Origin of the sequence: Campylobacter sp. 10_1_50 (assembly GCF_000238755.1) — a bacterium.
GTDB lineage: Bacteria > Campylobacterota > Campylobacteria > Campylobacterales > Campylobacteraceae > Campylobacter_A > Campylobacter_A concisus_R.
Genome location: NZ_JH414888.1, coordinates 795,667 through 819,857 on the forward strand (window position 1 = coordinate 795,667; position 24,191 = coordinate 819,857).

Genomic DNA, 24,191 nt, shown 5'->3' on the forward strand with positions numbered 1-24,191 from the left:
AATGAATATAGAAATTTTAGCTAGCAAGATCCACAGAGCTGTCGTAACAGACGCAAATTTAAACTATGTTGGCTCGATCAGCATCGGCGAGGAGCTTATAAAGGCTGCAAATTTGATAGAAAATCAAAAGGTTGAAATTTTAGACGTAAATAACGGTGAGAGATTTGCCACCTACGTGATAAAGGGCAAAAAAGGCGAAATTTGCCTAAATGGCGCAGCTGCTAGAAAGGTCTGCGTTGGCGACGTGGTCATCATCGTGGCTTATGCTAGTATGAAATTTAAAAAGGCTAAGAAATTTAAGCCAACCATCGTGCATGTAAATAACAAAAACGAGATCATAAAGGAGTAGGCGATGTTTGAGGGATTTGACTTTTCAAAGATGGGGCAGATGCTTGAGGATGTGCAAAAGCAAGCCAAGCAGATGGAAGAAGAGAGCAAAAATAAAGAATTTGGCGCAAAAAGCGGCGGCGGGCTGGTAAGCGTTAGAGCAAACGGCAGCGGCGAGATACTTGATATCAGCATAGATGATAGCTTGCTTGAAGATAAAGAGAGCATGCAAATTTTGCTAATAAGCGCCGTAAATGACGTGCTAAAATCAGTTGAGGCTGACAAGAAAAACACCGCTTCAAGGATGCTTGGCGGCCTTGCTTCGATGGGGATAAAATGAGACTAAAATATAAATTTGCCCTTGCATTTTTGCTATCAGCACTTTGCCTAAACGCCGATCCTAGGCCTACGCAAGAGGACTTTAACGCCTGCTTTGAAAAGAACAAAAACTCAATCGTCTCGGTAAATAAACACTTTGGCGTGGCTATCACTAAAAATTTGATCGCAGTGCCAAAAAGCGAGGGAGCTCCGCTTGGCGAATATGTCAAATTTGACCCGTATTTGCAGCTTTTCTTAGTGCGCTCTAGCAAGGAGCTAAGCCCTGTTGTGATGGCTGATGAGACCAACGAGGAGCGCATAAAAAAGAGCACTTGGGTTGGCATCTTAAACGACTCTAACAACACCGTCATGGGTCACATCAAGTCTTTGGGGCAAAATTTAGGCGACTTTGACACACTAAGCTTCGAGTATAACGCGACTGGCGAGATAAACACGCCTTGTTGCAAGATGATAGGCATAGCTGTTGGAGCTGATAAATTTATACCAAATCGCTATCTAAAGCACTTTGTATCTTACGATGACGTATATTACGGCGATATCGGCGTGAAATTCTTACAAAAAGAGGATAAATTTTTTGTGGGTCTTGTTGATCCACTAGGCCGCGGCAAGATGATGATGGTTGATGATGAGCTTGTTAGTGTAAATGGCATCAAGCCAAAGAGCCTAAGAGAGCTAAATGAGATGGTGCTTTTTGCTCCAAAGGGCGCAAAACTGGACATCATCGTGAAGCGTGATAGGCAAGAGCTACTCTTTCAAGTGCCAGTAAGCGGGGATGTGAAATTTAACCAAAGCCTCGACATTGACGCTCCTTCAAGCCTTGACCTGCCAAATTTAAATGTCATGCCAAAGTCGCCTGAGAGCTTGCTAGATGATAAAGTTTTGGTGGATTATGGTATCACGGTTGATAAAAATTTAGTAGTTACAAAGGTCGAGCCAAAGTCAAATGCCGACATCTTTGGCATAAAGATCGGCGATAAAATTTTAGGCTACAACAAAGAGAGTGTGAATAGCCGCGAGGAGCTTTTAGAAAAGATAAGCGACCTGCAAAATTTCGTGCTTTTATTTACTAGAAATGACTTTCAGTTCTTTGCAAGAGTGCCAAAATGAGCCTACTTGAGGACTTCGTAAAATTTCTAAATGCAAATTTGCCAAAAGCGCCTAGCTTTCACCCTTACTACGAGGAGGCGCTTGGCGTTATGCTAAAGGCTGGAGGCAAGCATTTTAGGGCGCTTTTGCTTCTTGGTGTGGTAGAAAATGTCGATAAAAGCCTCACGCAAAAGGCGATGAGAGTGGCTTTGGGGCTTGAGATGATGCACACATACTCGCTTATCCACGATGATCTGCCTTCGATGGATAACGCAAGCCTAAGACGCGGCACACCAACGCTTCACGTCACATACGACGAGACGACTGCGATACTTGCAGGAGATGCGCTAAATACGCATGCTTTTTATGAAATTTCACGTGCCGATTTACCAGCTGACACTCGTATAAAATGCGTTGAAATTTTAAGCGAAAATGCTGGCGTTAGCGGTATGGTGCTAGGTCAGGCGCTTGATTGTTTTTTTGAAAATACAAACAAAGAGGACATCAAAAGGGCAAAGGCTAAATTTGGCCTCTCTGGCAAGATGCTAAGCCTTGATGAGCTAGTCTTTTTACACATTCATAAAACTGCAAAGCTCATCGCTGCAAGCCTAAAAATGGGTGCTGTGATAGTAAATTTAAGCAAAACAGAGTGCGAGAAAATTTATGATATCGGCCTAAAGCTTGGCCTTGCTTTTCAGATACAAGATGATATCATCGATCTTACAAGCGACGAAGTGGCCGCTGGAAAGCCCGTGCATAACGACTTAGCTAAAAACTCATTTACAAATTTACTTGGTCTATCTGGCGCAAAAAAGAAAAAAGATGAGCTTATTTGCGAGATAGAAGAGGCACTAAAACAGGTAGATGCAAGCATTGCAAAGATGATCTTAGAGCTTACAGACAAGCACCTAAGATAAGCGCGTAAATTTCGTAAATTTATATCACTTTTTAGACATTTTGGGTAAAAATGCAAGGCAAGTTTTAATCACTTTTTTGTATAATCTGACGCAATAAAAAGGAGATCATATGCTAAAAAAACAAGCCGATACTATAAGATTTTTGTGTGCTGATATGGTGCAAAACGCTAACAGCGGACACCCAGGTGCTCCTATGGGCCTAGCCGATATCATGGTGGTTTTAAGCAACTTTTTAAAACACAACCCTAAAAATCCAAAATGGCTAAACAGAGATAGGCTCGTTTTTAGCGGTGGTCACGCATCAAGCTTGGTTTATAGCTTCTTACACCTAAGCGGCTACGATCTAAGCCTAGATGAGCTTAAGAAATTTCGCCAACTTGGCTCAAACACCCCAGGACACCCAGAAATTCACACTCCAGGCGTTGAGATGGCTACTGGCCCACTCGGTCAAGGCGTAGCAAATGCAGTTGGCCTAGCTATGGCAGAAAAGTACGCTGCAAACGTGCTAAACGAGCCAGACAATAAAATAATCGATCATAAAATTTACTGTCTTTGCGGCGACGGCGATCTTGAAGAGGGCATAAGCTACGAGGCATGTTCGATAGCCGGAAATTTAAGACTAGACAACCTTGTGCTTATTTATGATTCAAACAACATCACGATCGAGGGCGACACAGCGATCGCATTTAGCGAGGACGTCAAGGCAAGGTTTGAGGCACAGGGCTGGGAGGTCGCACGTATCGACGGACACGACTTCAACCAGATCGAATTTGCACTAGAGCAAGCAAGCGAGAAAGAGTCACCATATCTCATCATCGCAAACACACACATAGCACGCGGCGCAATGGAGCTTGAAGGTAGCCACCACAGCCACGGCGCACCGCTTGGCGAAGAGATCATCAAAAAGGCAAAGGCCGCAGCTGGCTTTGACCCTGAGAAGAAATTTGCTATCGACGAAGACGTGCTTTTAAGATTTAGAGGTGCAGTTGAAAAGGGCGATCTTGAAGAGGCGATGTGGAACAAAAAGGTTGAGGCGTTAAGCATTGAAGGCAAAAATTTATTAAACTCACTTCTTAATCCAGACTTTAGCAAGATCGAATTTCCAGACTTTAGCGACAAAAAGCTAGCTACAAGAGATACAAACCACGTTATTTTAAACGAGATAGCTAAAAAGCTTCCTGGCTTTATAGGTGGTAGCGCAGATCTTGCTCCTTCAAACAAGACTGAGCTAAAGGGCATGGGCGACTTCCCAAATGGCAAAAATATCCACTACGGCATCAGAGAGCACGCCATGGCAGCTATCAACAACGGCATCGCTAGATACGGCCTTTTCTTGCCATTTTCAGCGACATTTTTCATCTTCAGCGACTATCTAAAGCCAAGTGCAAGGATAGCAGCGCTAATGGGCACCAAGCACTTTTTTGTCTTCACACACGATAGCATCGGCGTTGGCGAAGATGGTCCGACACACCAGCCTATCGAGCAGCTTAGCACATTTAGAGCGATGCCAAATTTCTACACTTTCCGTCCAGCTGATGGCAACGAAAACGCAGCTAGCTGGCAAGTAGCTCTAAATTTAAACGCTCCAAGTGCATTTGTGCTTAGTCGCCAAGGGCTTGACCCACTTGCAAAAGGCGAATTTGGAGAGGTTAGCAACGGCGCATATCTTTTAAACTCGGCAAAAGATGCGAAGATCACATTTATAGCAAGCGGCAGCGAGGTCTCACTCTGCGTAAAAGCAGCCGCACTTCTAGCTGAGCAAGGCATCGGTGCAAACATCGTATCAGCGCCTTGTTTTGATCTGCTTTGCGAGCAGCCAGCCGAGTATGTGGCTAGAATTTTAGATAAAAATACAACCATCATCGCAGTTGAGGCTGCAACTGGCTATGAGTGGTATAAATTTGCCGACGCGGTTTATGGCATGAATAGCTTTGGCGCCAGCGGCAAGGCGAACGAGCTATTTGACCACTTCGGATTTACTCCGCAAAAGCTTGCAAATTTTGCTAGCGAACTTATATAAAATTTAACTTTGGGGAGTAAAATCCCCAGCTGCAATCTATAATCAAAAAGGCATTTTATGGAAATTTCTCACGTTATCGTTTTGGCCTTGGTGCAAGGCATAAGCGAGTTTTTGCCGATATCAAGCTCGGCTCATCTCATCTTGGTGCCAAAGCTACTTGGCTGGCCAGATCAAGGGCTTGCTTTTGACGTGGCAGTGCATGTTGGTACGCTAAGCGCGATACTTTTTTATTTTAAAGATACGATTTTTAAGCTACTTCGCGACTTTTTTGCTTCGATAACACAAAGAAAGATGGTAGGCGATAGCTTGCTTGTCTGGTGCGTGGGATTTGCCACTATCCCAGTTGGCATCTTTGGACTTTTGTTTAATAACGTGATCGAAGAGTACGCAAGAAGCGGCGTTGTGATCGCAGTTACAACTATCATCTTTGGCATCGCACTTTACTTTGCTGATCTTCGCTCAACAAACAAAAGCGAATACGAAATGACCATAAAATTTGCTCTTATCATAGGCCTAGCGCAGGCTGTGGCGCTCATCCCTGGCGTCTCAAGATCAGGCATAACGATGACAGCGGCACTTTTTTTAGGATTTAGCCACAAAGGCAGTGCAAATTTCTCATTTTTACTTTCGATACCTGTCATCATCCTAGCTGGCGGACTTGAGAGCATCAAGCTTATAAAAGATCCAAACGCGCTTCCTTGGAGCGACATCGCCCTTGGCGTCATCATAAGTGCAGTTAGTGCTTATATCTGCGTGAAGCTATTTATGGGGATCATCTCAAGGATCAGGATGCTACCTTTTGTCATCTATCGCTTGATCTTGGGTGCGTTTTTGCTATATCTATTTTTATAAATTTAAGTAATGAAAAGGCTAGGCTAAGACCTAGCCAAAATGATAAATTTGCCAAAAAGCTTGGCAAATTTACTCCTCTTTTTTATCTTTTTTTATGACGTTTATGAAGTCTTTTGCGGCTTGATATGCTCTGTCGCCAAATTTCTTAGCTTCTGATTTTATATCCATTTGCTTGATGTCTTCGAGCTTGTCGTTCGCCTTTTTCTCAAACTCTGCGATATCTTGCTTAAGGCCTTCAAGTTTATCGTTTGTGTCAAAATTTAGCTTTAGCTTTTTGCTCTTGTCGTTTAGCTCTTGTTTTAGAGCTTCAAATTTATTGTTTGCCTCGCTCACAAGCTTTGCGACGCCGTTTGACTTTAGCTCTTCAAGCCTTGAGCTGATCTGCTCCATCGCTTGATCGCTTATGCGTTTAAATTTTGCTAGATTTGTATCAAGCTCGCTATTTATCACGCTTTCGATCTCGCTTTTAGCCACGCCGTCAAATTCATTTTCAAGCTCTTTAAGAAGCGCTATAAACTCTTCATCCACGTTTTTTAAATTTAAAAGCTGTGAGTTTAGCCTTAGCTCATCTGGAGCAAATTTCGCCTCATCTTTTAGCTTCTCAATAGCTCTTAAAATGCCATCTCTTGTGCCATTTATCGCACCTTTTATGAGCTCTTTTGCAAATATATGCCCCTCATTTGCTAAATTCCCCGCTGCACTGATGATATTTTTTGAAATTTCAAACATTCGCTCTTTGCTAAACTCCCCGCCTCTTATCGCAGCGTAGGTCATATTTTTAGCTATCGCACCAGCAGTCTCTTCGACATCTTTTGCGCCTTCAAGTGTTGTTAAAAAGGCGATTTGAGCGCTCTCTTTTAAGATGCCAAGCATCCTTGTTTCTCTAATAATGGCGTTATTTAAAAGCTCTAAAATTTCCTCTTTTTCGCCAAAATTTCTATCCTTTACGACCTCTTCAGCCGCTTCAAACGAAATTTTAAGCCTATTTTTTATCTCCTCGCGCTTTGCCTCGATCGCTCTATTTATCTCATCTCTTTTATCAAATAGCTCATAAAGCCCCTTCTCTTCGCCGCTAACTAGAGCTTGATTTATCCCCTCCATAGCGCTTTTTAGGTTTTTGGCATTTATGAGGTTCTCTTTGTCCATCTTGTCGTAAAGCTCGTTCATCTTCTGTTTTAAAAGATCAGGCAATGTGTTTTCGTCTTTGTCTGAGACGTCCCTAAAAAAGTCGTTGCAAAGAGCCTTTATGCTAGTTAGTAGCCCCTCGCTATCTTTATAATCACGTAATTTTTGCTCAAGTTTATCCATATTTTTGCCTTATAAAACGTATTTTGCTTCGTGTTTTAGCGCTGAAAAAATCTCTAGCCTCTCTTCTTCGCTCAAAACTAGCACAGCTAGATCGTAGCTAGCGTATTTTTTATCTTTGCTAAATTTCGAAAAAACTAGCTTAAATTCTCTATCTTTTACTATCTCTTTTACCTTCTCTTCGGCATTTACGCCAGCGTCAAATATCACTTTATACTCCCAGTGTGTTGGGTAGTCGATTTTTGCCTTTTTATTATTTAGATCGCATATATTCGCCACTTTTGCCTCCTGTTTTGCTCTCTAGCACGATGTTACTGATCTCCATGCCCTTATCTATGGCTTTTACCATATCATAAATGGTCAAAAGTCCCACGCTCACACCTGTTAGCGCCTCCATCTCAACGCCTGTTTTGCCCTCGATCTTTACGCTCACGTAAAGCTTAAAAGCGCAAATTTCAGGCAGCTCCTCGATGTCACAATCCACACCCAAAATGGCCAGTGGATGGCACATAGGTATTAGCTCGCTTGTCTTTTTAACGCCCATTATCGCAGCGACGACAGCTGTTTGGATGACTGGGCCTTTTTTGCCGGTATTTTCTTTGATCGCCTTAAAAGCATCTTTGCTCATTTTGATGATCCCGCTAGCAGTTGCTACTCTTTTAGTGGGATCCTTTGGGCTTACATCGACCATCTTTGGACGGTCTTTTTCATCTAAATGTGTTAGCATTATCTCTCCTTTTTTGGTGGATTATAGCCTATTTAAGCAAATTTAAGTTATCAACAAATTTAAGCAAAAAAATATCGAAAATCTAAAATTTAAGCTTTGCTCAAAAGGCAAGAGCGATTTTTCATTTCTTAATATAATTATCTAATTTAAATAATTTTTTTAAAAAATAATTTATAATTTAAATTTTAATGCATAAAATACCTAAAATACGAACTTTTATAGATAATAAATTTTATCAAAAGTATATTTCTATCCGTTAAATTCCAAAGTCTATTTATTGTAAATGGCAAAATTTAAAAAAATTATTGATATTTTTCTTTAAAAGCTTAAGAAAACAAATTAACTTCTAATTTGCTTTTAAGATATGAATATGTATATTTTTGTTAATTTTAAATTTACGATGAAAGCAACCTAGATAATGAAATTTCTGCTATGTCTTAGCTTATCTTTGATGGCGCTTTTTGCTGAGAGTAAGGGCTGCTTAGTCGATGAAAATAGTCAAAACATCATCTTTGTAAAAGATGGCGAGACAAAAAGCCTAGGACTAAAGGAGAAAATTTACAAAGATCAAAGATGTGCTTTTGATGAGAGCTCTTTTTACGTTGCAAATTTAAACAACGAGATCGTAAAGGTAGCTAGCGAGAAGGAATTTTTATTTGCACTGCCAAATGTTGGCTGTAAGGTTTCAAATATCTTGCTAGATAAAGAGAAAATTTACGTCGCTTGCGATATGGCAAATGTTGTAACGATCGCTATTTTTGACAAGAGTTCTAAAAAATTTATATCAAAAAATTTTAACAATGTTTATAAAATTTCTAGCTTTTTACCGCTTAGCGAGGGAGTGTTTTTTACAAGCTTTAATGGCAAGGCGTTTTTGCTTGATAGCAAGCTTAATGCAAAAGAGCAAAAAAGCGTTGGTTTTGCGCCGATAAGTGCCTGTAAATTTAGCGATGATGAAATTTTCATAGGCTTTAGAAACGGAGAAATTTTAGATCTTAAAAGTGGAGCTAAAAAGCAAGTTTTAAGATCTAAAATTTCAGCTCTTGCGTGCGCGGGAGATGAGGTTTTAGTAGCTGGCGAGGACGGAGTGATCTATAAATTTGACAAAAGTTTTAAGCTAAAGGGCAAAAAAGAGCTTTTTAGCGGCGAGATAAAAGAAATTTTTATAGATAAAAACGTGCTTGTTGGCGTGGATCTAGGCAATAAGACAAAGAGTTTAGAGATAAATTCATTTTAAAAAGGAGAGTAAATGCAAAAGTTATTTTGTGTCGCAAGTGCTGCACTACTTGGGCTATCTTTAACTGCTGCTTGTGCTGCTAGTAGTGACCTTGAAAAAGTCATGAAAGAGCGCGGGCTAAGCGAAAAAGATGTCCTTGCAGCTGCCAAGACTTACCAGCCAAGCGGTAAAAAAGATGATTTCATCGTCTTTTCATCTGGCGGGCAGAGTGGTCAAGTGCTAGTTTATGGCGTTCCGTCGATGAGAATTTACAAATACATCGGCGTTTTCACCCCAGAGCCTTGGCAAGGATATGGCTATGACGATGAGTCAAAAGCTGTTTTAAAACAAGGCAACATCAGGGGCAAAGAGATAACTTGGGGCGATACACACCACCCAAATTTCACTGAGAAAAATGGTGAGTATGTTGGTGATTATCTATTTATCAACGACAAGGCAAACCCAAGGATCGCTGTTATAAATTTAAAAGACTTTGAGACAACTCAAATGGTCGTAAACCCTATCATGAAGAGTGAGCACGGCGGTAGTTTCATCACTCCAAACAGCGAGTATGTCATTGAAGCTAGCCAGTACGCAGCACCACTTGATGATAACTATCACTCAATGGACGACTACGAAGCCGTTTATAGAGGCGCTGTGACATTTTGGAAATTTGACTATCCAAAAGGCAAGATCGACGAGAAAGCATCTTTCTCTCTTGAGCTTCCTCCATATTGGCAAGACCTAAGCGACGCTGGTAAGGGCGAGAGCTTTGGCTGGGGCTTTACAAACTCGATAAACACTGAGATGTATACAGGTGGTATCGAAAAAAGGTCTTCCTCCATTTGAGGCAGGTGCTAGTAGAAACGACACCGACTTCTTACACGTTTATAACTGGCAAATTTTAGAAAAACTTGCACAAGACAAGAAAAACTACAAAGTTATAAATGGTCATAGAGTGATCACGATAGAAGCTGCTGTAAAAGCTGGAGCACTATTTTTGATCCCAGAGTCAAAGAGCCCACACGGTTGTGACGTAACACCAGATGGTAGATACATCATCGTTGGCGGTAAGCTTGATACTCACGCATCAGTTTATGACTTTAAAAAGATCAAAGAGCTAATCGACAAAAAAGAGTTCGCTGGCACTGACCCATACGGCATACCTATCCTAGATAGAGAAAAGTCAATGCATGGACAAGTAGAACTTGGCCTTGGACCACTGCACACATCATTTGACTCACAAGATGGCATACTTTATACTTCACTTTACGTTGATAGCCAAATCGTAAAATGGGACTACAAAAATTTAAAAGTGCTTGATAAAGTAAATGTTCACTACAACATCGGTCACCTTGACACAATGGAGGGCAAATCAGCAAAACCTAAGGGCAAATACGCAATCGCTCTTGATAAACTTTCAATCGATCGCTTCAACCCAGTTGGCCCACTCCATCCACAAAACCACCAGTTAATAGACATCACTGGCGCAAAAATGGATCTAATCTATGATATGCCTATCCCACTTGGTGAGCCACACGACGTTGTCTCAATCGCTGCTAGCAAGCTAACTCCAGCGCTTACTTACAATATGGGTACAAACTCAAGAACAGGCGAGGCTAGTCCATACGCAACCCTAGCTGGTCAAGAAAGAGTTGAGAGAAACGGCAAAAACGTAACTGTCTATGCGACAATGATCAGAAGCCACATCAACCCAGAGCACATCGAGGTAAATAAAGGCGATAACGTAACAATTCACCTAACAAACCTAGAGCGCGCTCAAGATGAGACTCACGGCTTTGGCATCGACCTTTACAACATCCACGCTTCACTAGAGCCTGGCAAAACTGCTTCAGTAAATTTTGTAGCTGATATGGAAGGCGTCTTCCCATACTACTGCACCGAGTTTTGTTCAGCACTTCACCTAGAGATGATGGGTTATTTACTTGTTAAAGATCCAAATAAAAAATATGAATCTGCAAAAAATAGCAAGCTAAAAACTTTAAGTCCAGAGGCTTTAAAAGCTGAGTACGACAAAGTAATCGCAACAAACAAAGCAACTGATGATGTTATCCAAGAGGTTGTTAAATACCTAAAAGAGAAACATTATGAGAAATATCCAAAAGTAAAAGCTTTGGTTGATGACGCACTTGATCAATACGGCCACATCAAAGAGGTAAAAGCTAAAGCTGACGAAGCTTACAAAAAAGGCGACGTAAATGGCGCTATCCTTTGGGAGTACCAAGTATGGCAATACATGGTTAAAACTGCCGACGTTGGCCTAAGAGCTAAAAACAACCTAGCTAAAGAGATCGCAACACCGATGAGCCCAGCTGCTGCAAAAGGCGAAGAAGCTTATCTAAAAGGCGGATGTAATGGCTGCCACGTTATCGGTCAAGTAAGCTCAGGTCCAGATCTAACTGGCGTCTTGCTAAGACATGAAAACGGTGAAAAATGGGTAGCAGACTTCATAAAAGATCCTGCTAAATTCTATAACGACGACTACGTTAAAGCGATGATTGACTTCTTTAAACTTAGAATGCCAAATCAGCACATGAGTGACGAAGAGATCAAAAATATCATCCAGTATCTAAAATGGATAGACGAAAACGCAGGCATGTAGTTTTAAGGGGCAAATTTGCCCCTTTTAAATTTTAAAATTTAACTTTTGCTAGGCTAAATTTTAAAATTTAAAGGAGAGATTATGAGTAAATATAAAATTTATACCATTGTTGCACTTATCATTATGAGCGTTTGTTTTACTCTGCCAGTTCTTGGCTGGCACGGAGCAAAAGATCGTATAGCTAATGGCGATGAGCTACCATCTTATAGCTACACTATCTACGATCTTTATAGCTCATTTCAGTATAAAAACCACCTTTTGCCAAAAGAGGTGGCAAGTGATCTTCATAAGATGATCGAGCAAAAAGCAGAGATCGGCACGCCATCTCTTCCTATCTGGTACGTATCTCTTGAAGCGCCAAACTATCCAAAGGCAGCCTTTCCAGATGGCATACCAGTATATTTTCACGTAGATGGATATAGCGGCGACGTGCACGAGATGAATACGATAAACCACTACATCGGCATGTATCCTATGGAGCATGGCGGCAATGTCGAGCGAGCGATCGCACCTTATTATCTACTTATCGCCACACTTTGCATGCTTGCGTTTTTATACTATGACGGTAAATTTAACTCACTTTTAATGGTTCCAACCATCATCGCACCTGTGCTATTTATGAGCGCATTTGTGGGCTGGCTATACTGGTATGGACACAATATGCAAGAGTGGGGCGCCTTTAAGATCAAGCCATTTATGCCAACCGTTTTAGGTGATGGTAGCGTGGCGCACTTTACAACGCACTCATATCCAACTATCGGCTTTTGGGTGATGATGGTGATGAGCGTGCTTTGCATACTTGCGGTATTTTCAAAGAAAAAAGAGCTAAATGCGTAAATTTTCTAAATTTGCCCTTGTTTTTTTGCCACTTTTTGGCTTTGCAAATGTCCTTCAAGATGCGATAAATAACGCTAGCCCTGGCGATGTGATAAAGCTGAGGGATGCCGTTTATGAAGGGGGCATAACGATAAATAAGCCCATTACTATCATCGGCGAGGGCAAAAACGCCCACATAAAAGGGGACGGCAAGGGCAGCGTTATAAAGATCATCGCTTCAAATGTGACACTTAAAAATTTAAAGATAAGTGGCAGTGGCAACGACCTTGGCGAGCTTGACGCTGGCATAGGCTGTGACAAGGCAAATAACGTTGAAATTTCTAAAAACGACATAAGCGATGTGCTTTTTGGGATTGACTTTAAAGAGTGCAGTAGCTCAAAGATCACTGAAAACAACATCACCTCAAAAAAGGGCGCTAGCCTTGGCTTTAGAGGCGATGCGGTGAGACTTTGGTATAGCCATGAAAATTTGATCGAGCGCAACAACATCCGCAACAGCCGTGACATGGTCGCATGGTACGCAAGCCACAATAAATTTCTAAGCAACAAAGCAGTTGGTAGCAGATATTCGCTTCACTTCATGTATGCGAATCAAAATTTAGTCGAAAATAACGAATTTATCGGCAACGCTGTTGGTATGTTTTTTATGTATTCAGCTAGTTCAAATATAAAAAACAATCTCGTTATGGATAGCGACGGCGCCTTTGGCATCGGCATCGGGCTAAAGGACGTGTCTGACTTTACGATAGAAAACAACACCCTTGTCTATAACGCGCGTGGCATCTTACTTGATAACTCGCCGTTTCAGCCGGGATCAACTATAAATTTTATAGGCAATAAAATTTTACACAACGTAGTTGGTGTCTATTTTCACGCCACGCAAGGCACAAGTATCTTTGAAAACAACGACTTTATCGGCAACATGGACATCGTCGTAAACGACACCCCAGGCGAAAAGATGCTACTAAATAGGTGGAGCAAAAACTACTATGATGAGTATGAGAGCTTTGATAGAGATAAAGATGGCTACGGCGACACTCCATTTTTGCACCTCTCATACATCGATCAGCTTTGGCAGTACTATCCAAATTTGCAGTTTTTCTACGGCTCAAGCGTCTTTAGCGTCTTAAATTTCTTAGCCAAACTAGCTCCATTTTCTGAACCGATAAAGCTACTTGAAGATATTTCGCCTAGGATAAAACCGCTTGATGTTTCAAATTTCAACGCTTTAAAGGCGAAACGTGGATAGAAGAAATTTTATGATAATAGGCTCAGCCGCAGCGGTGGTTGGATACGCCATAGGCAAGTTTTTGCCAAAAAGTAGTGGTGATAAGCTCTATCTTAGACCCCCAGGTGCTGTTGATGACTTTGATGATCTTTGCGTAAAATGCGGTCAGTGCGTGCAAGTATGCCCATATCACAGCATAAATTTACTTGACATAGAAGATGGTTACTCAAGTGGCTCAGCTCACATCGACGCCAAAGAGCGAGGCTGCTACTTGTGCGACCTTTTCCCATGCGTACTAGCCTGTCCTAGCGGTGCGCTCGATCACGCTACAAAGGTCGTGGGCGATGTCAAAATGGGCGTTGCAGTTTTAAGTGACATGGCTGCCTGTTTGAGCGTGAAAAGAGAAAATTTAAGCGAGGCTGGCGTTAAAGATCTGCTTGATCGCAAAGCCTATAACGACAGAGAAGAGGCGCTAAAAGATAAGATAAAAGGCAAGATCGGTCAAATTTGCGATCTTTGCGTCACGCTTTGCCCAGTTGGCGATAGCGCGATAGCAATGAGCGAGGCAAATTTACCACTTATAAAAAATGGCTGCGTGGGTTGTGGCGTTTGCGCTGAGGTCTGCCCAGCAAAGATCATAAATATCGCCCCAAAGATGAGCTATGATGAAATTTACAAGGAGAAAAAATGAGAGCAATAATACCTTTAATAGCTGCTGCGTTGCTATTTGTCGGCTGTGAAAAGAGTGGGGACAAAGCGCAAGAGGCTGCTAGCGAGCAAGGTGCAAAAGTAGCGACAAGTGCTAGCATAAAGGTCGAAAAAAATGAAAACAACGAGAGTGCAAATAAGCAAAATGAATTTATAAAATACGACATGCACGGCGAAAAAAGCATTAAATTTGGACTTGAAGATAACAACGTAAGCCGCCAGATCGGAGCGCTTGCCATGGTAAAAAGCCCGCTTCAAAGTATAAATTTAAGGCTTATAAAGGGCAGACTTAGCAAGGATTTCATCACAAAGTGCTCAGCCTGCCACGACGACTATGCAAATGGCATCATCGGACCATCTCTTCTAACAAAGAGCGAGGATGAAATTTATAAGATGATAAACGCTTATAAAAACAAAGAGAAGGTAAATGTGCTAATGCGTGATCTTGTTAAAAATATGGATGAGAGTGAGATTAGAAAATTAGCCAAAGAGATAAGCGATTTTAATGCGCAGTTTAGGAGCAAACAATGAAAATCGGAAAAATCATAACGATCATTTTAGCGGTGCTGATATGCGGCATCATGGTGTTTATGCTAAGCCAAACTCCGCCTAAAAAGGAGAAAGCAGAAGCTAGCGTTCAGCCAAAAGTGGAGCAAAATGTTTCAAAAGAGCAGTCAAAGTCTAGCGAGGAATTTGCCAGCGAAGATGAGCTAAAAAAGGTAAAAGAGCTAAGCCTAAGCGTAGCTAAGGCTCAAAATGAAGGCGTTAGCAAGCAATACCTAACCTCTTGCGCACCATGTCACGGCGCAAATGGCAAAGGCGTCGTAGCGCCTGATATCACTCATCTAAGCAAAGAAGATCTGCTTAAAAAACTGGCTGATTATAAGGCTGGCAAGGTGCAAAACACGCTTATGAAGGGACTGCTAACAAATGTTAGCGACAGCGATCTAAACAGCCTTGCTGATGAAATTTCTAAATTTAAAAAGTAAAAATGGATAAATATAACGTTCGTGCGACCGTTAGAAACGTAAGCTTTCTAAGCACGCTAATAACGACTACAAAAGATGGCAAAAAGCGCCCGAGCATACGTTTTTGGCGAATTTTTACCATCGTGCTAGTTCATCTTTTATTTGTGCTCTCTTACAGGGTCGATGTGCAAATTTTAGAGGGCGACATCAGCGCCTCAAGGATACTTGGCTTTCACCTAGCAGACGCATTTATGAGCTTGCAAGTCTTTTTAGCAACGCATGAAATTCATGTAAATTTACTAATCGGCTCGCTTAGTATCCTAGCTTTTTACATCATTTTTGGTGGCAGGGGCTTTTGCTCGTGGGTTTGTCCGTACTCACTTATAAGTGAGATAGCCGAAAAAATTCACGAAAATTTACGCGCAAAAAAGATAGTAAAACCGCGAGTTTTTGACACAAAGTGGCGATACGCTTTTACTATTTTGTTTTTAGCTCTTAGCTTTGCTAGCTCAAGCCTTGTATTTGAAATTTTTAACGTAGTTGGGATATTTTCAAGATTTATCATCTATGGCTACTTTCACGCTATCTGGCTTGTTGTAGCTATGCTTGTGGTTGAGATTTTCTTCTCACGCAGGGCTTGGTGCAGATATGTCTGCCCTATTGGAGCGACTTATTCGCTACTAGCAAAGCCAAATGCTATAAAGGTCAGCTGGGATAAAGAAAAGTGCGACCACTGCTTAGTTTGCACTGATGTTTGCCTAGTGCCACACGTGCTTTTTATGACAAAAAAAGGCGCAAAAACTGATGATAGTAAAAAGCTCTTCAGGATAGCTGGGGCTGACTGCACGCTTTGTGGCAGGTGTATCGACGTTTGCCACCAAGATGCGCTTAAATTTGACAACGGCTTTAAGAAACTCATATAAGGAAATTTTTTGATAGATATAAAAGAAGTAACGAAAATTTTTGGCTCGCAAAAGATACTTGATAGCGTCAGTCTAAATGTAAAAGCTGGCGAAAAGATAGCGATACTTGGGCAAAATGGAGCTGGCAAAAGCTCGCTCATGCGTATCATCTTGGGCGAGTTTGTGCCAAATAGTGGAAGCGTCGCGATAAATGGCGTAAATACTCTAAAAGATAGAAAAGAGGCGCTAAAATTTATATCATTTGTGCCGCAAACCCCGCCACCACTTAAATTTAGCCTGCGTGAGCTTTGCGAGTTTGTCTGCAAAAGCTCAAATGTCAAATTTGAAGATATTGAGAAATTTAGCAAGCTTTTAGAGCTTGACCTGCATGCAAATTTAAACAAGTCCTTTTACAAGCTCTCGGGTGGTATGAAGCAAAAGATGCTAATAGCCATCGCATTTGCCAAAGATAGTGAAATCTTGATGTTTGACGAACCAACGGCAAATTTAGACGTAAAAGCAAGAGAGTCTTTTAAAAAATTGCTCGACAACTTCACGCAAAAAAAGACGCTAGTTTTCATCTCGCACCGCATAGATGAGATCGCTCATCTGCTTGATAGATGCGTCTATATGGACCTTGGCAAGATCATCAAAGAAGAAAATTTAAGGAGTAAAAGTGAATAACCTTTTTTTAATAGCAAAACTAGACGTCAAAGAGTCGTTTCGCTCGAGGTGGTTTGCGATCTATGCGCTTCTTTTTTCTGCTTTGATGATAGGATTTTTATTTAGCGGAGTGACGGATTCTCGTGTGCTTGGCTTTTCTGGGTTAACAAGGGCGCTACTTTTGTTTATACAAATTTGCGTCATCATCGTGCCGATATTTATCCTCATTTCAACCGTTAGAAGTATAAACCAAGACAGAGATACAAACCTGCTTGAGTACGTGCTGAGCTTCCCGCTAAGCCTTAAAGAGTACTACTTTGGCAAGGCGCTTGGGCGGACATTTGTCGTTTTTGTGCCGCTTTTGTTCTCGCTTTTGCTTTGCGTGGTGGTTGGCTTTATAAAGGGCGTGTCGATACCTTGGGGCGTGCTAGTGCTCTACTTTGGCCTGCTTTTTAGCCTAAGTATCGTCTTTTTATCGCTTGGCTTTTTCATCTCAAGCCTTATCAAAAACCAAGAAACAGGCCAAGGCGTGGCGTTTTTGCTCTGGCTTATCATGCTAGCTTTTATCGACCTAGCGCTCATTGGGCTGCTTATGCGAAGCTCAGTCGATGAGTACGTCATTTACTCTATCGCTATGTTAAATCCGATCGAGCTTTTTAGGATAGCCGCACTTAGCCTTTTTGACCCAAATTTAGCAGTTATAGGCACTGCATCTTACTTCATATTAGGCACATTTTCAAAAGCGACCTTCGTAGCTTATGCGATCATCTATCCTTTGGTGCTTGGCGCGATCTTGCTAGTTTGCGGCTATTTGGGTTTTAGCAAGAGAGATCTTGTTTGATTGTTTTTTGTTAAATAAGAGTTGGTTTTAAATTTAGACGAGGCTTGTATTATTCCACTTGTCCAACAAGAAACCTCCTTTTTGTAATGACCCCCTTTCCCACAAAGGGGGTTTATCTCTCTCAAGGAAATTTATGAAAAAATCCATTTTATTTTTAGCCTTTGCCGTTTTATCTCTAAGCGCAAACTGGGATGAAAATATGCAAAACTGCATCAACAAAAGTGACGTAAAAGCTTGCGAGAGCTTTACTAAAAAGCTTTCAAGCGAGTGCGAAAACAAAGATAAAACTTCTTGCTTTTTATATGCTGACATGCTAGGGCGAGGTCTTGGCGTTGAAAAAGATCTGGTTAAATCTTACGAAGTCTTTAAGTCGCTTTGTGAAAATGGTAGCAGTGAAGCTTGCTACGAGCTAGCTACAAAATATCTGCAAGGAAACGGCGTAGAGCAGAGCTTTGATCTATCTGCAAATGCCCTTGATAAAGCTTGCAAAATGGGCAGCAAGCGAGCCTGCAACGTCTTAGAACTCGTACCTAAGAATTAAAATTTATAAATTTATAAAGATTTTTTGCAAATTTTAAAATTTGTCTCGCGCTTATCTGACTTGACAAAGCTATTTTGCAAATTTTAAACTTTTATTCACTCGCAAGAATTGACTACTAAAATTTGGCTTCGCTTGCAGCTTAGCTCAAATTTTAGAGCCGAAATTACTCGTTCATGAAATTTTAAAATTTGTCCGAGTTTTTAAGCGTATTTAGCGAGATACCTTTTTACGTCGCTAAATTAAACATTACAAACCACGTTTAATATTAATAAAAATGAAATTTCAAATGTGATTTTTGCTTTCATACAAAGCATATATTTTTACCATTTTAAAAGAGAAATTTCTTTAGAAAATGCCTAAATATCGTGATTGACTTTAGTATTACGCAGAATTTCTTTTTTATTAACTAAAAATTTCATTAAAATTTATATTTAAATAATAACATTTCATCGTCCTAAACGGGCCCTCCTTTTTGTAGCGGTTAAGACCTTGCTTCCCCCTTTTCTGGCTTTTCCGCTTACACAAAGAGGAGTTGTCTCTCTTTTTTAAATCAAATTTTTTACCTTTGCAAACTCAAATTTCACAAACGTCACTTTCTTTTTAAAATTATATTTTGATAATGGTTTTAAAAATTATAAAAGCAAAAATCTTATAAAATTGCGAGCTGTTATCAAGACTAACTTTTAAAAGGTGGCATAAGGGGTGAAATTTTTAAATTTAAAGCTTTTTTACAAGGTGCATGCATATTTGTCGCTTCTCTTTTTTATCCCGCTTGTCGTAGTTTGCTTTAGCGGTGCGATCCTGGTTTATAAAGACGAGCTAAACAGCCTTTTTCACCCAAATATCGTAAATGTAAATTTAAACAAAGAAAATTTGAGCAAAAGGATCAGCTTTGATGAGCTAAGAGATATCGTCACAAGCGAGCTTAGCGGCTACGAGATGGTTGGCATAAACATCGATGCAAACCCTAAAAAATGCGACAAAATTTGGCTAATCGAGCATAACGATAGCAAAAAAGAGTGGAAATTTATCTATTTTGACGCTTTTAACGGCAAGATAAAGAGCGAGCCACTGGCACACGATGAGGGATTTTTCGGAGTTTTAGCGCATATCCACGAGGAGCTTTTGCTTGAAAAAAGTGGCAATGTTATCCTTTTTCTAACAGCTATTTTTACATTTTTTATCTGCATTAGTGGCTTTGTGATCTACCGTAAATTTTGGCTAACTCTGCTTAGACTGCGCGTAAATGGGCTAAACGTTTTCATGAACGACATCCACAAGATAATAGGCATTTTTTGCACGCCAGTTTTGTTGCTCATTTGCATAAGTGGCGCTTGGTGGGAATTTCAGATGGCACGCGCGCCAGAGTTTAAAGGTGACTTCGTAATAGACGCAAAAATTTACAACAAAAGTTTATCCCTTGATGAGCTGGTGGCGCGAAGCAAAAAGGATATCAAAGGCTTTGAGCCACACTTTATCTCGCTGCCTTTCATGCAAGGGGCAAACATCCGCATCTTTGGCTACGTGATGTGGCAAAGTTTCTTGCATAACGAATACTCAAGCGTGATCACTTATGACAAAGATAGCGGCAAGCTAGTTAGCGTCCTAGACATAAAAAATGCAAATTTAAGCGAGAAAATCCTCTCGGCCTTTAGAAGATCGCACTTTGGAAACTACAACCAAACTACAAAATTTATCTGGTTTATAGTGGGCATCTCGCCGCTAGTTTTGAGTATCTCAGGGCTTTATCTGTGGTTTAGAAAATTTAAAAGGAGAAAAAATGAAAAAAATTTTATTTAGCTTAGTTGCTTTAAATTTGGCATTGCCTCAAATTTATGCTAGTGAAAATGAGAAGGTTTTAGAAGCGGTCGATGTCGTGGAGAGCGAGCGAAGAGACGATGCGAACTACTTTGCAAAAGAGCTTGTAAAGAGCACAACTAGGCTAAATTTAACCTCTCGTCAAACGCCCCAGTCGCTAACTGTGCTAACAGAAGCAAGGCTAAAAGATCAAGGCATCAAGGACTATCAAGTGCTTCTTAGAAATATCCCAGGCGTCACGCTAAACAAATGGGACGAGCGCGTATATCCGACGGCTCGTGGCTTTAAGATAGATTATTACTTGCTTGATTCGATGCCTAGCTTTGGCGGCTTTAGTCTTGGCGCAAATGATATGAGCTTGCTGCCTTATGAAAGAGTCGAGGTGGTAAAAGGAGCAAATGGCCTACTTGCAGGCGCTGGCAACCCAGCTGCAAGCTTAAATTTCATAAGAAAAAGGTCAGACTCAAAGGAGCTAAAAGGAAATTTTGGACTAAGTGCTGGCTCATACGATAGATACGGCGTAAATGGCGATGTGCAAACACCAGTAAATGAGAGCGGAAGCGTCAGAGCGAGGCTATCTTTTATGCATGAGAAGTCGCACTCTTATATGGACTATTATAACCGCAAAAATAGCGCGATTTACGGCGTAGTCGATAGCGATATAGGAGATAACTCATGGCTTAGCCTTGGTGCGTTTTATCAATAGCTAAGACGCCACGGGGTTAGGTGGGGCGGCATGCCAGCATTTTACACAGATGGCTCTAGGACAAATTTTAGTAAAAATGAAATTTTTTCTCAGCCTTGGACTAGGTGGGATATAAAAACGCTTGATTTTTACGCTGATTTTAAGCACTACTTTGAAAATGAAGCGAGCTTAAATTTAAGCTACTCATTTAGACGGGCAAACACTGACTCAAATCTACTCTACTACGGTGGAGCGGTAAATTTAGACGGTACTGGTAACATAGGTGATCTTAGCGTTTATGCAAACAAAAGAGAGGAGAACATCCACAACGTCGATGCATACGCAAATATCCCTTACGAGATAGCAAATTTATCCCATGAGTTTGTCTTTGGCGCGATGTATAACAACTATAAAAAAAGTAGCGATAAGGTAAGTAGCTACTGGCTGCAAAGGACTACGCCAGCTGGGCTTGCTTATACAGCTAGAAGCAGGATCGATTTTAAAAACTTGCACCTTGATGATCCAAAATTTCCTTACGAAGATCAAAACAATAAAGATAAAACGATACAAAAGGCATTTTATGCGGCAAATAAACTATCAATCACCGATGAGCTTAAATTTTTACTAGGTGCTAGAGTGAGCTACTACAAATACGAGATCGAGGGCGGTAAAGACAATAGAAATTTCACAAATGAGATCACGCCATATCTTGGCATAACTTACGACATCGGAGCAAACCACACTCTATATGCTAGCTACACGAGCATATTTAAACCTCAAAACGTAAAGGACGCAAATGACAAGTATCTTGATCCGATCCAAGGCAAGGACTATGAGGTGGGCATCAAAGGCGAGTATCTTGACGGGGCACTTCAAGCAAGTCTTGGCGTCTTTAAGATCGTGCAAGACAAGCTTGGCATAAACACTGGCAAGAAAAATCCAGCGACAAATGCCGACATATATGAAGCTGGCAAAGGCGTGACAAGCAAGGGCGTCGAGCTAGATCTAAACGGCGAGATCACTAAAAACTTAAGCCTAAGCTTTGGCGCAACGCACTTTAACGCAAAAGATGCTAATGGCGAGAAATACGCCACCGACTCATCAAGAAGCACGGCAAATTTATTTACAAAGTATGAATTTAGGGACTTTAGAGTAGGGGCTGGAGCTATGTATAAGAGTAAAATTTACACTGGCAAAGGCGCAGGTGAGATCACACAAAAGGGCTACACTTTGGCAAATTTGATGTTTGGATATAAATTTGCTAAAAACTTTGACGTGCAGCTAAATATCGACAATCTCTTTAATAAAAAATACTACGAGGGCATCGGCAAAAACATGATGGTTTATGGCGATCCACGCACATTTAATCTCAGCTTTAACTATAAGTTTTAGCTAAATTTACTCTAACGCGCCAGCTAAATTTTTAGTTGGCGACCTTCATTTTTTGCATAGTAGGTGTATAATTTCAAAAAAACTAAGGAATTTGCATTGCTTAAAGTAGAAGTGATATATAAATTTTGTATCGTCTGTGCTCTTGCTTGTGGGATCTGCCTGCTTGCATTTACTGGGCTAAATTTCGCTATGGGTGATTATAGTGAGTGGATGATGAGCGCGCACAAATTTGCAGGAGCTTTGATCGTTTGTGCCGTGATCTTGCACCTTTTTAACCGCAGAAGAAAGCTAGTAAAGCTCGTAAATGAGATAATCGACGTCACCACACACCGCAAAAATCCAACTATATGCAACATGGACCGCATCATCGCTTCGCTCGAGCCTTACACTATCAGTGAAATTTCACGCATGCTTGGCTTTGATGAGGATGAGTTTTGCAAGAGCTTGCGCGAAAATGATGTTAAATTTAATGACGCTAGCCAGACTTTACGCCAGATCGCGAGGCTAAACGATGAGAAGATATTTTTCGTGCTCGTTCTCATCGTCGAGGCCAAATTTGGCAAGAGATTTTGCGGTGCGGTAAGTTGCAATGTTGGAAGAAAATTTTAATGCTCGCTATATGGCTGCCACCTTTGCTCCTCAAGGTCGATGCGATACAAAAAGGTCCTGATGATCTCTTCGTCGATTTTTGGGTCTTTGTTTAGCTCAAGTAGCGCCTTTCGCTGCTCATTTAGGATCTCAAAATAGGTCTGCCTGACCTCGTCGCTGATCTCGAAATTTTCATTTGAAAGCTCGAAATTCCAAACTTCTTTGAGTTTCTGAAACAAGAAATTCTCCTCATTGCAAAATTTCTCGCTTTGAAATTTAAGCGAAGCCTCGGCGATCGCCTTTTTTATCTTGATTCTGGCTAGCTCGTTTGGCATGTGGTCGTTAAAGTCTGGAAATTTGACACTTTTTATAAGTAGCGGCAGAGTTAGTCCCTGAACTACGAGCGTTAGCAAGATAACGACAAAGGTGATAAACAAGATGAGATCTCTATGCGGAAACGGCTCGCTACCGGCCATAGCGGGGATAGAGAGTGCCGCAGCTAGCGAGACTACGCCCCTCATGCCCGCCCAACCGACTATAAACGGCGTCGCTTTGCCTGGATTGCGATCATCCGCCACGCTGATAAAGCGCTTCATAAACATCGTGATATAAACGGCTCCGTATGATGCCATGAGGCGGATAACGATGAGCACGGCAGTCACCAAAACGCCGTAAGATAGCGCCTCAAGCAGCGATACGCCACTATGCTTTAGTCCGTCTAAAATTTGAGGCAGATCAAGGCCGATCATGGTAAAGGCAAGGCCGTTTAGCAAGAAGATAGAATTGTTCCAAACGGGCACAGCGTGGATCATTGTTGCAGCGGTGAGAATTTTATTTCGTTTTGTCGAGAGGTAAAGTCCGCCGCAAACCACCGCCAAAACGCCGCTCGTGCCAAGCTCCTCAGCCAAAATATACATGACATAAGGCGTCGTGATCGTCATGATCGTATCGCTGTTCTCATCGGTTGGCAAGATCCTATGCAAAAAGTAGGCTACTAATGCCACCACAAGACCGACCAAAACACCGCCAGCCACCATCCAGACAAAGCTCGCAGCCGCCTTGTACCAGATAAACTGCCCAGTAGTCACCGCCACTGCGGCAAAGCGAAAGATGATGAGCGATGATGCGTCGTTTAAAAGGCTCTCGCCTTCTAAAATAGCGCTGATCCTGCGCGGTGCTTTGACAAATTTAAGGATCGCAGCCGTACTCACCGCATCTGGTGGCGAGACGATGGCGCCAAGCATGAAGCCAAGGGCGAGCGAGAAGCCAGGGATCACTAAATTTGCTATCACTGCAACCGCTGCTGCACTTATGAAAACGACGATAAATGCAAAACTTCCTATCACTCGGCGCCATTTATAGAGCTCTTTTATCGAGTTTGCCCATGCGGCCTCGTAAAGAAGCGGCGGTAAAAATATGATGAAAATAAGCTCTGGATCGATCCTAATGGTGGGTAAATTTGGCACAAAACTAATGGCAAGCCCGCCAAGGACTAATAGCACCGGATAGGCGACCTTTAGGCGGTTTGAGACCATCACTAAAGCGATGATGATAGCTAGCAGTGCAAAAACTAGCAGTAAATGTTCGATCATTTTTGTCCTTTAAATT

General features: G+C 41.4%; 22 protein-coding genes and 2 pseudogenes. 20 read left to right on the plus strand and 4 right to left on the minus strand.

The window, feature by feature from the left end; genetic code table 11:
• The first annotated feature begins 1 nt into the window (after nucleotide 1).
• The 6 genes from panD to HMPREF1019_RS08415 all read left to right on the plus strand — a co-directional run bounded on the left by panD (nucleotide 2) and on the right by HMPREF1019_RS08415 (nucleotide 5,541).
• The gene (panD, locus tag HMPREF1019_RS08390) at nucleotides 2-349 is read left to right on the plus strand and encodes an aspartate 1-decarboxylase (RefSeq protein WP_002941539.1); all 348 of its coding nucleotides are present in this window, start codon (nucleotides 2-4) and stop codon (nucleotides 347-349) included.
• Nucleotides 350-352: 3 nt separating this feature from the next.
• Complete coding sequence (locus tag HMPREF1019_RS08395; protein WP_002941513.1) at nucleotides 353-667, plus strand: YbaB/EbfC family nucleoid-associated protein; 315 nt, start codon at nucleotides 353-355, stop codon at nucleotides 665-667.
• Nucleotides 664-1,773, plus strand: a complete 1,110-nt coding sequence (locus HMPREF1019_RS08400; protein WP_009295270.1) for a DUF7488 domain-containing protein — start codon at nucleotides 664-666, stop codon at nucleotides 1,771-1,773. The genes HMPREF1019_RS08395 and HMPREF1019_RS08400 overlap by 4 nt, the downstream gene beginning before the upstream one ends.
• The gene (locus HMPREF1019_RS08405; protein WP_009295271.1) at nucleotides 1,770-2,669 is read left to right on the plus strand and encodes a polyprenyl synthetase family protein; all 900 of its coding nucleotides are present in this window, start codon (nucleotides 1,770-1,772) and stop codon (nucleotides 2,667-2,669) included. The genes HMPREF1019_RS08400 and HMPREF1019_RS08405 overlap by 4 nt, the downstream gene beginning before the upstream one ends.
• Nucleotides 2,670-2,778: 109 nt before the next feature.
• The gene (gene tkt, locus HMPREF1019_RS08410) at nucleotides 2,779-4,689 is read left to right on the plus strand and encodes a transketolase (protein ID WP_009295272.1); all 1,911 of its coding nucleotides are present in this window, start codon (nucleotides 2,779-2,781) and stop codon (nucleotides 4,687-4,689) included.
• A 57-nt stretch (nucleotides 4,690-4,746) separates the two neighbouring features.
• Entirely contained in the window at nucleotides 4,747-5,541 is a 795-nt protein-coding gene (locus HMPREF1019_RS08415; protein ID WP_009295273.1) for an undecaprenyl-diphosphate phosphatase, read from the plus strand.
• A gap of 69 nt (nucleotides 5,542-5,610) precedes the next feature.
• Here HMPREF1019_RS08415 and HMPREF1019_RS08420 read toward each other — a convergent pair whose 3' ends face one another.
• From HMPREF1019_RS08420 to moaC, 3 genes are read right to left on the minus strand one after another with little or no spacing between them, the layout of a single operon-like run.
• Complete coding sequence (locus tag HMPREF1019_RS08420; protein ID WP_009295274.1) at nucleotides 5,611-6,849, minus strand: hypothetical protein; 1,239 nt, start codon at nucleotides 6,847-6,849, stop codon at nucleotides 5,611-5,613.
• 9 nt (nucleotides 6,850-6,858) lie between these two features.
• Nucleotides 6,859-7,125 (minus strand): HP0495 family protein, encoded by a 267-nt coding sequence (locus HMPREF1019_RS08425; RefSeq protein WP_009295275.1) that lies wholly within the window; start codon nucleotides 7,123-7,125, stop codon nucleotides 6,859-6,861.
• Nucleotides 7,100-7,576: a cyclic pyranopterin monophosphate synthase MoaC gene (gene moaC / locus HMPREF1019_RS08430; protein ID WP_187364910.1), complete on the minus strand. Its 477-nt coding sequence runs from the start codon at nucleotides 7,574-7,576 to the stop codon at nucleotides 7,100-7,102. The genes HMPREF1019_RS08425 and moaC overlap by 26 nt, the downstream gene beginning before the upstream one ends.
• Before the next feature lie 415 nt (nucleotides 7,577-7,991).
• On the opposite strand from moaC, the gene HMPREF1019_RS08435 reads away from it, so the two are divergent.
• The 14 genes and pseudogenes from HMPREF1019_RS08435 to HMPREF1019_RS08500 all read left to right on the plus strand — a co-directional run bounded on the left by HMPREF1019_RS08435 (nucleotide 7,992) and on the right by HMPREF1019_RS08500 (nucleotide 22,604).
• The gene (locus HMPREF1019_RS08435; RefSeq protein WP_009295277.1) at nucleotides 7,992-8,810 is read left to right on the plus strand and encodes a hypothetical protein; all 819 of its coding nucleotides are present in this window, start codon (nucleotides 7,992-7,994) and stop codon (nucleotides 8,808-8,810) included.
• A gap of 12 nt (nucleotides 8,811-8,822) precedes the next feature.
• Nucleotides 8,823-11,412, plus strand: a pseudogene (gene nosZ / locus HMPREF1019_RS08440) (Sec-dependent nitrous-oxide reductase).
• 81 nt (nucleotides 11,413-11,493) lie between these two features.
• Complete coding sequence (locus tag HMPREF1019_RS08445; RefSeq protein ID WP_009295280.1) at nucleotides 11,494-12,249, plus strand: hypothetical protein; 756 nt, start codon at nucleotides 11,494-11,496, stop codon at nucleotides 12,247-12,249.
• Nucleotides 12,242-13,498 (plus strand): nitrous oxide reductase family maturation protein NosD, encoded by a 1,257-nt coding sequence (locus HMPREF1019_RS08450; protein WP_009295281.1) that lies wholly within the window; start codon nucleotides 12,242-12,244, stop codon nucleotides 13,496-13,498. Before HMPREF1019_RS08445 ends, HMPREF1019_RS08450 begins: the two co-directional genes overlap by 8 nt.
• The gene (locus HMPREF1019_RS08455) at nucleotides 13,491-14,168 is read left to right on the plus strand and encodes a 4Fe-4S dicluster domain-containing protein (protein ID WP_009295282.1); all 678 of its coding nucleotides are present in this window, start codon (nucleotides 13,491-13,493) and stop codon (nucleotides 14,166-14,168) included. Before HMPREF1019_RS08450 ends, HMPREF1019_RS08455 begins: the two co-directional genes overlap by 8 nt.
• Nucleotides 14,165-14,716 (plus strand): c-type cytochrome, encoded by a 552-nt coding sequence (locus HMPREF1019_RS08460; protein ID WP_009295284.1) that lies wholly within the window; start codon nucleotides 14,165-14,167, stop codon nucleotides 14,714-14,716. The genes HMPREF1019_RS08455 and HMPREF1019_RS08460 overlap by 4 nt, the downstream gene beginning before the upstream one ends.
• On the plus strand, nucleotides 14,713-15,174 hold the full coding sequence (locus HMPREF1019_RS08465; RefSeq protein WP_009295286.1) for a c-type cytochrome: 462 nt from the start codon (nucleotides 14,713-14,715) through the stop codon (nucleotides 15,172-15,174). The genes HMPREF1019_RS08460 and HMPREF1019_RS08465 overlap by 4 nt, the downstream gene beginning before the upstream one ends.
• Before the next feature lie 2 nt (nucleotides 15,175-15,176).
• Nucleotides 15,177-16,076 carry a NapH/MauN family ferredoxin-type protein gene (locus HMPREF1019_RS08470; RefSeq protein ID WP_009295289.1) on the plus strand — a complete coding sequence of 300 codons (900 nt, stop codon included), beginning with the start codon at nucleotides 15,177-15,179 and terminating at the stop codon, nucleotides 16,074-16,076.
• Between the two features lie 9 nt (nucleotides 16,077-16,085).
• Entirely contained in the window at nucleotides 16,086-16,739 is a 654-nt protein-coding gene (locus HMPREF1019_RS08475; RefSeq protein ID WP_009295291.1) for an ABC transporter ATP-binding protein, read from the plus strand.
• A complete protein-coding gene (locus tag HMPREF1019_RS08480) occupies nucleotides 16,732-17,559 on the plus strand; it encodes an ABC transporter permease (RefSeq protein WP_009295293.1) in 828 nt (275 codons plus the stop codon). The genes HMPREF1019_RS08475 and HMPREF1019_RS08480 overlap by 8 nt, the downstream gene beginning before the upstream one ends.
• Before the next feature lie 133 nt (nucleotides 17,560-17,692).
• Nucleotides 17,693-18,100, plus strand: coding sequence for a tetratricopeptide repeat protein (locus tag HMPREF1019_RS08485; RefSeq protein WP_009295295.1), 408 nt, complete (start codon nucleotides 17,693-17,695; stop codon nucleotides 18,098-18,100).
• A 702-nt stretch (nucleotides 18,101-18,802) separates the two neighbouring features.
• Nucleotides 18,803-19,900, plus strand: coding sequence for a PepSY-associated TM helix domain-containing protein (locus tag HMPREF1019_RS08490; RefSeq protein ID WP_009295297.1), 1,098 nt, complete (start codon nucleotides 18,803-18,805; stop codon nucleotides 19,898-19,900).
• Nucleotides 19,881-21,995 (plus strand): annotated as a pseudogene (locus HMPREF1019_RS08495) (TonB-dependent siderophore receptor). The gene HMPREF1019_RS08490 and the pseudogene HMPREF1019_RS08495 overlap by 20 nt, the downstream one beginning before the upstream one ends.
• Nucleotides 21,996-22,091: 96 nt before the next feature.
• Nucleotides 22,092-22,604 (plus strand): hypothetical protein, encoded by a 513-nt coding sequence (locus HMPREF1019_RS08500; RefSeq protein WP_009295301.1) that lies wholly within the window; start codon nucleotides 22,092-22,094, stop codon nucleotides 22,602-22,604.
• On the opposite strand, the gene HMPREF1019_RS08505 is transcribed toward HMPREF1019_RS08500, so the two are convergent.
• Complete coding sequence (locus HMPREF1019_RS08505; RefSeq protein WP_009295302.1) at nucleotides 22,601-24,175, minus strand: Na+/H+ antiporter; 1,575 nt, start codon at nucleotides 24,173-24,175, stop codon at nucleotides 22,601-22,603. The genes HMPREF1019_RS08500 and HMPREF1019_RS08505 overlap by 4 nt on opposite strands.
• Nucleotides 24,176-24,191: the final 16 nt, after the last annotated feature.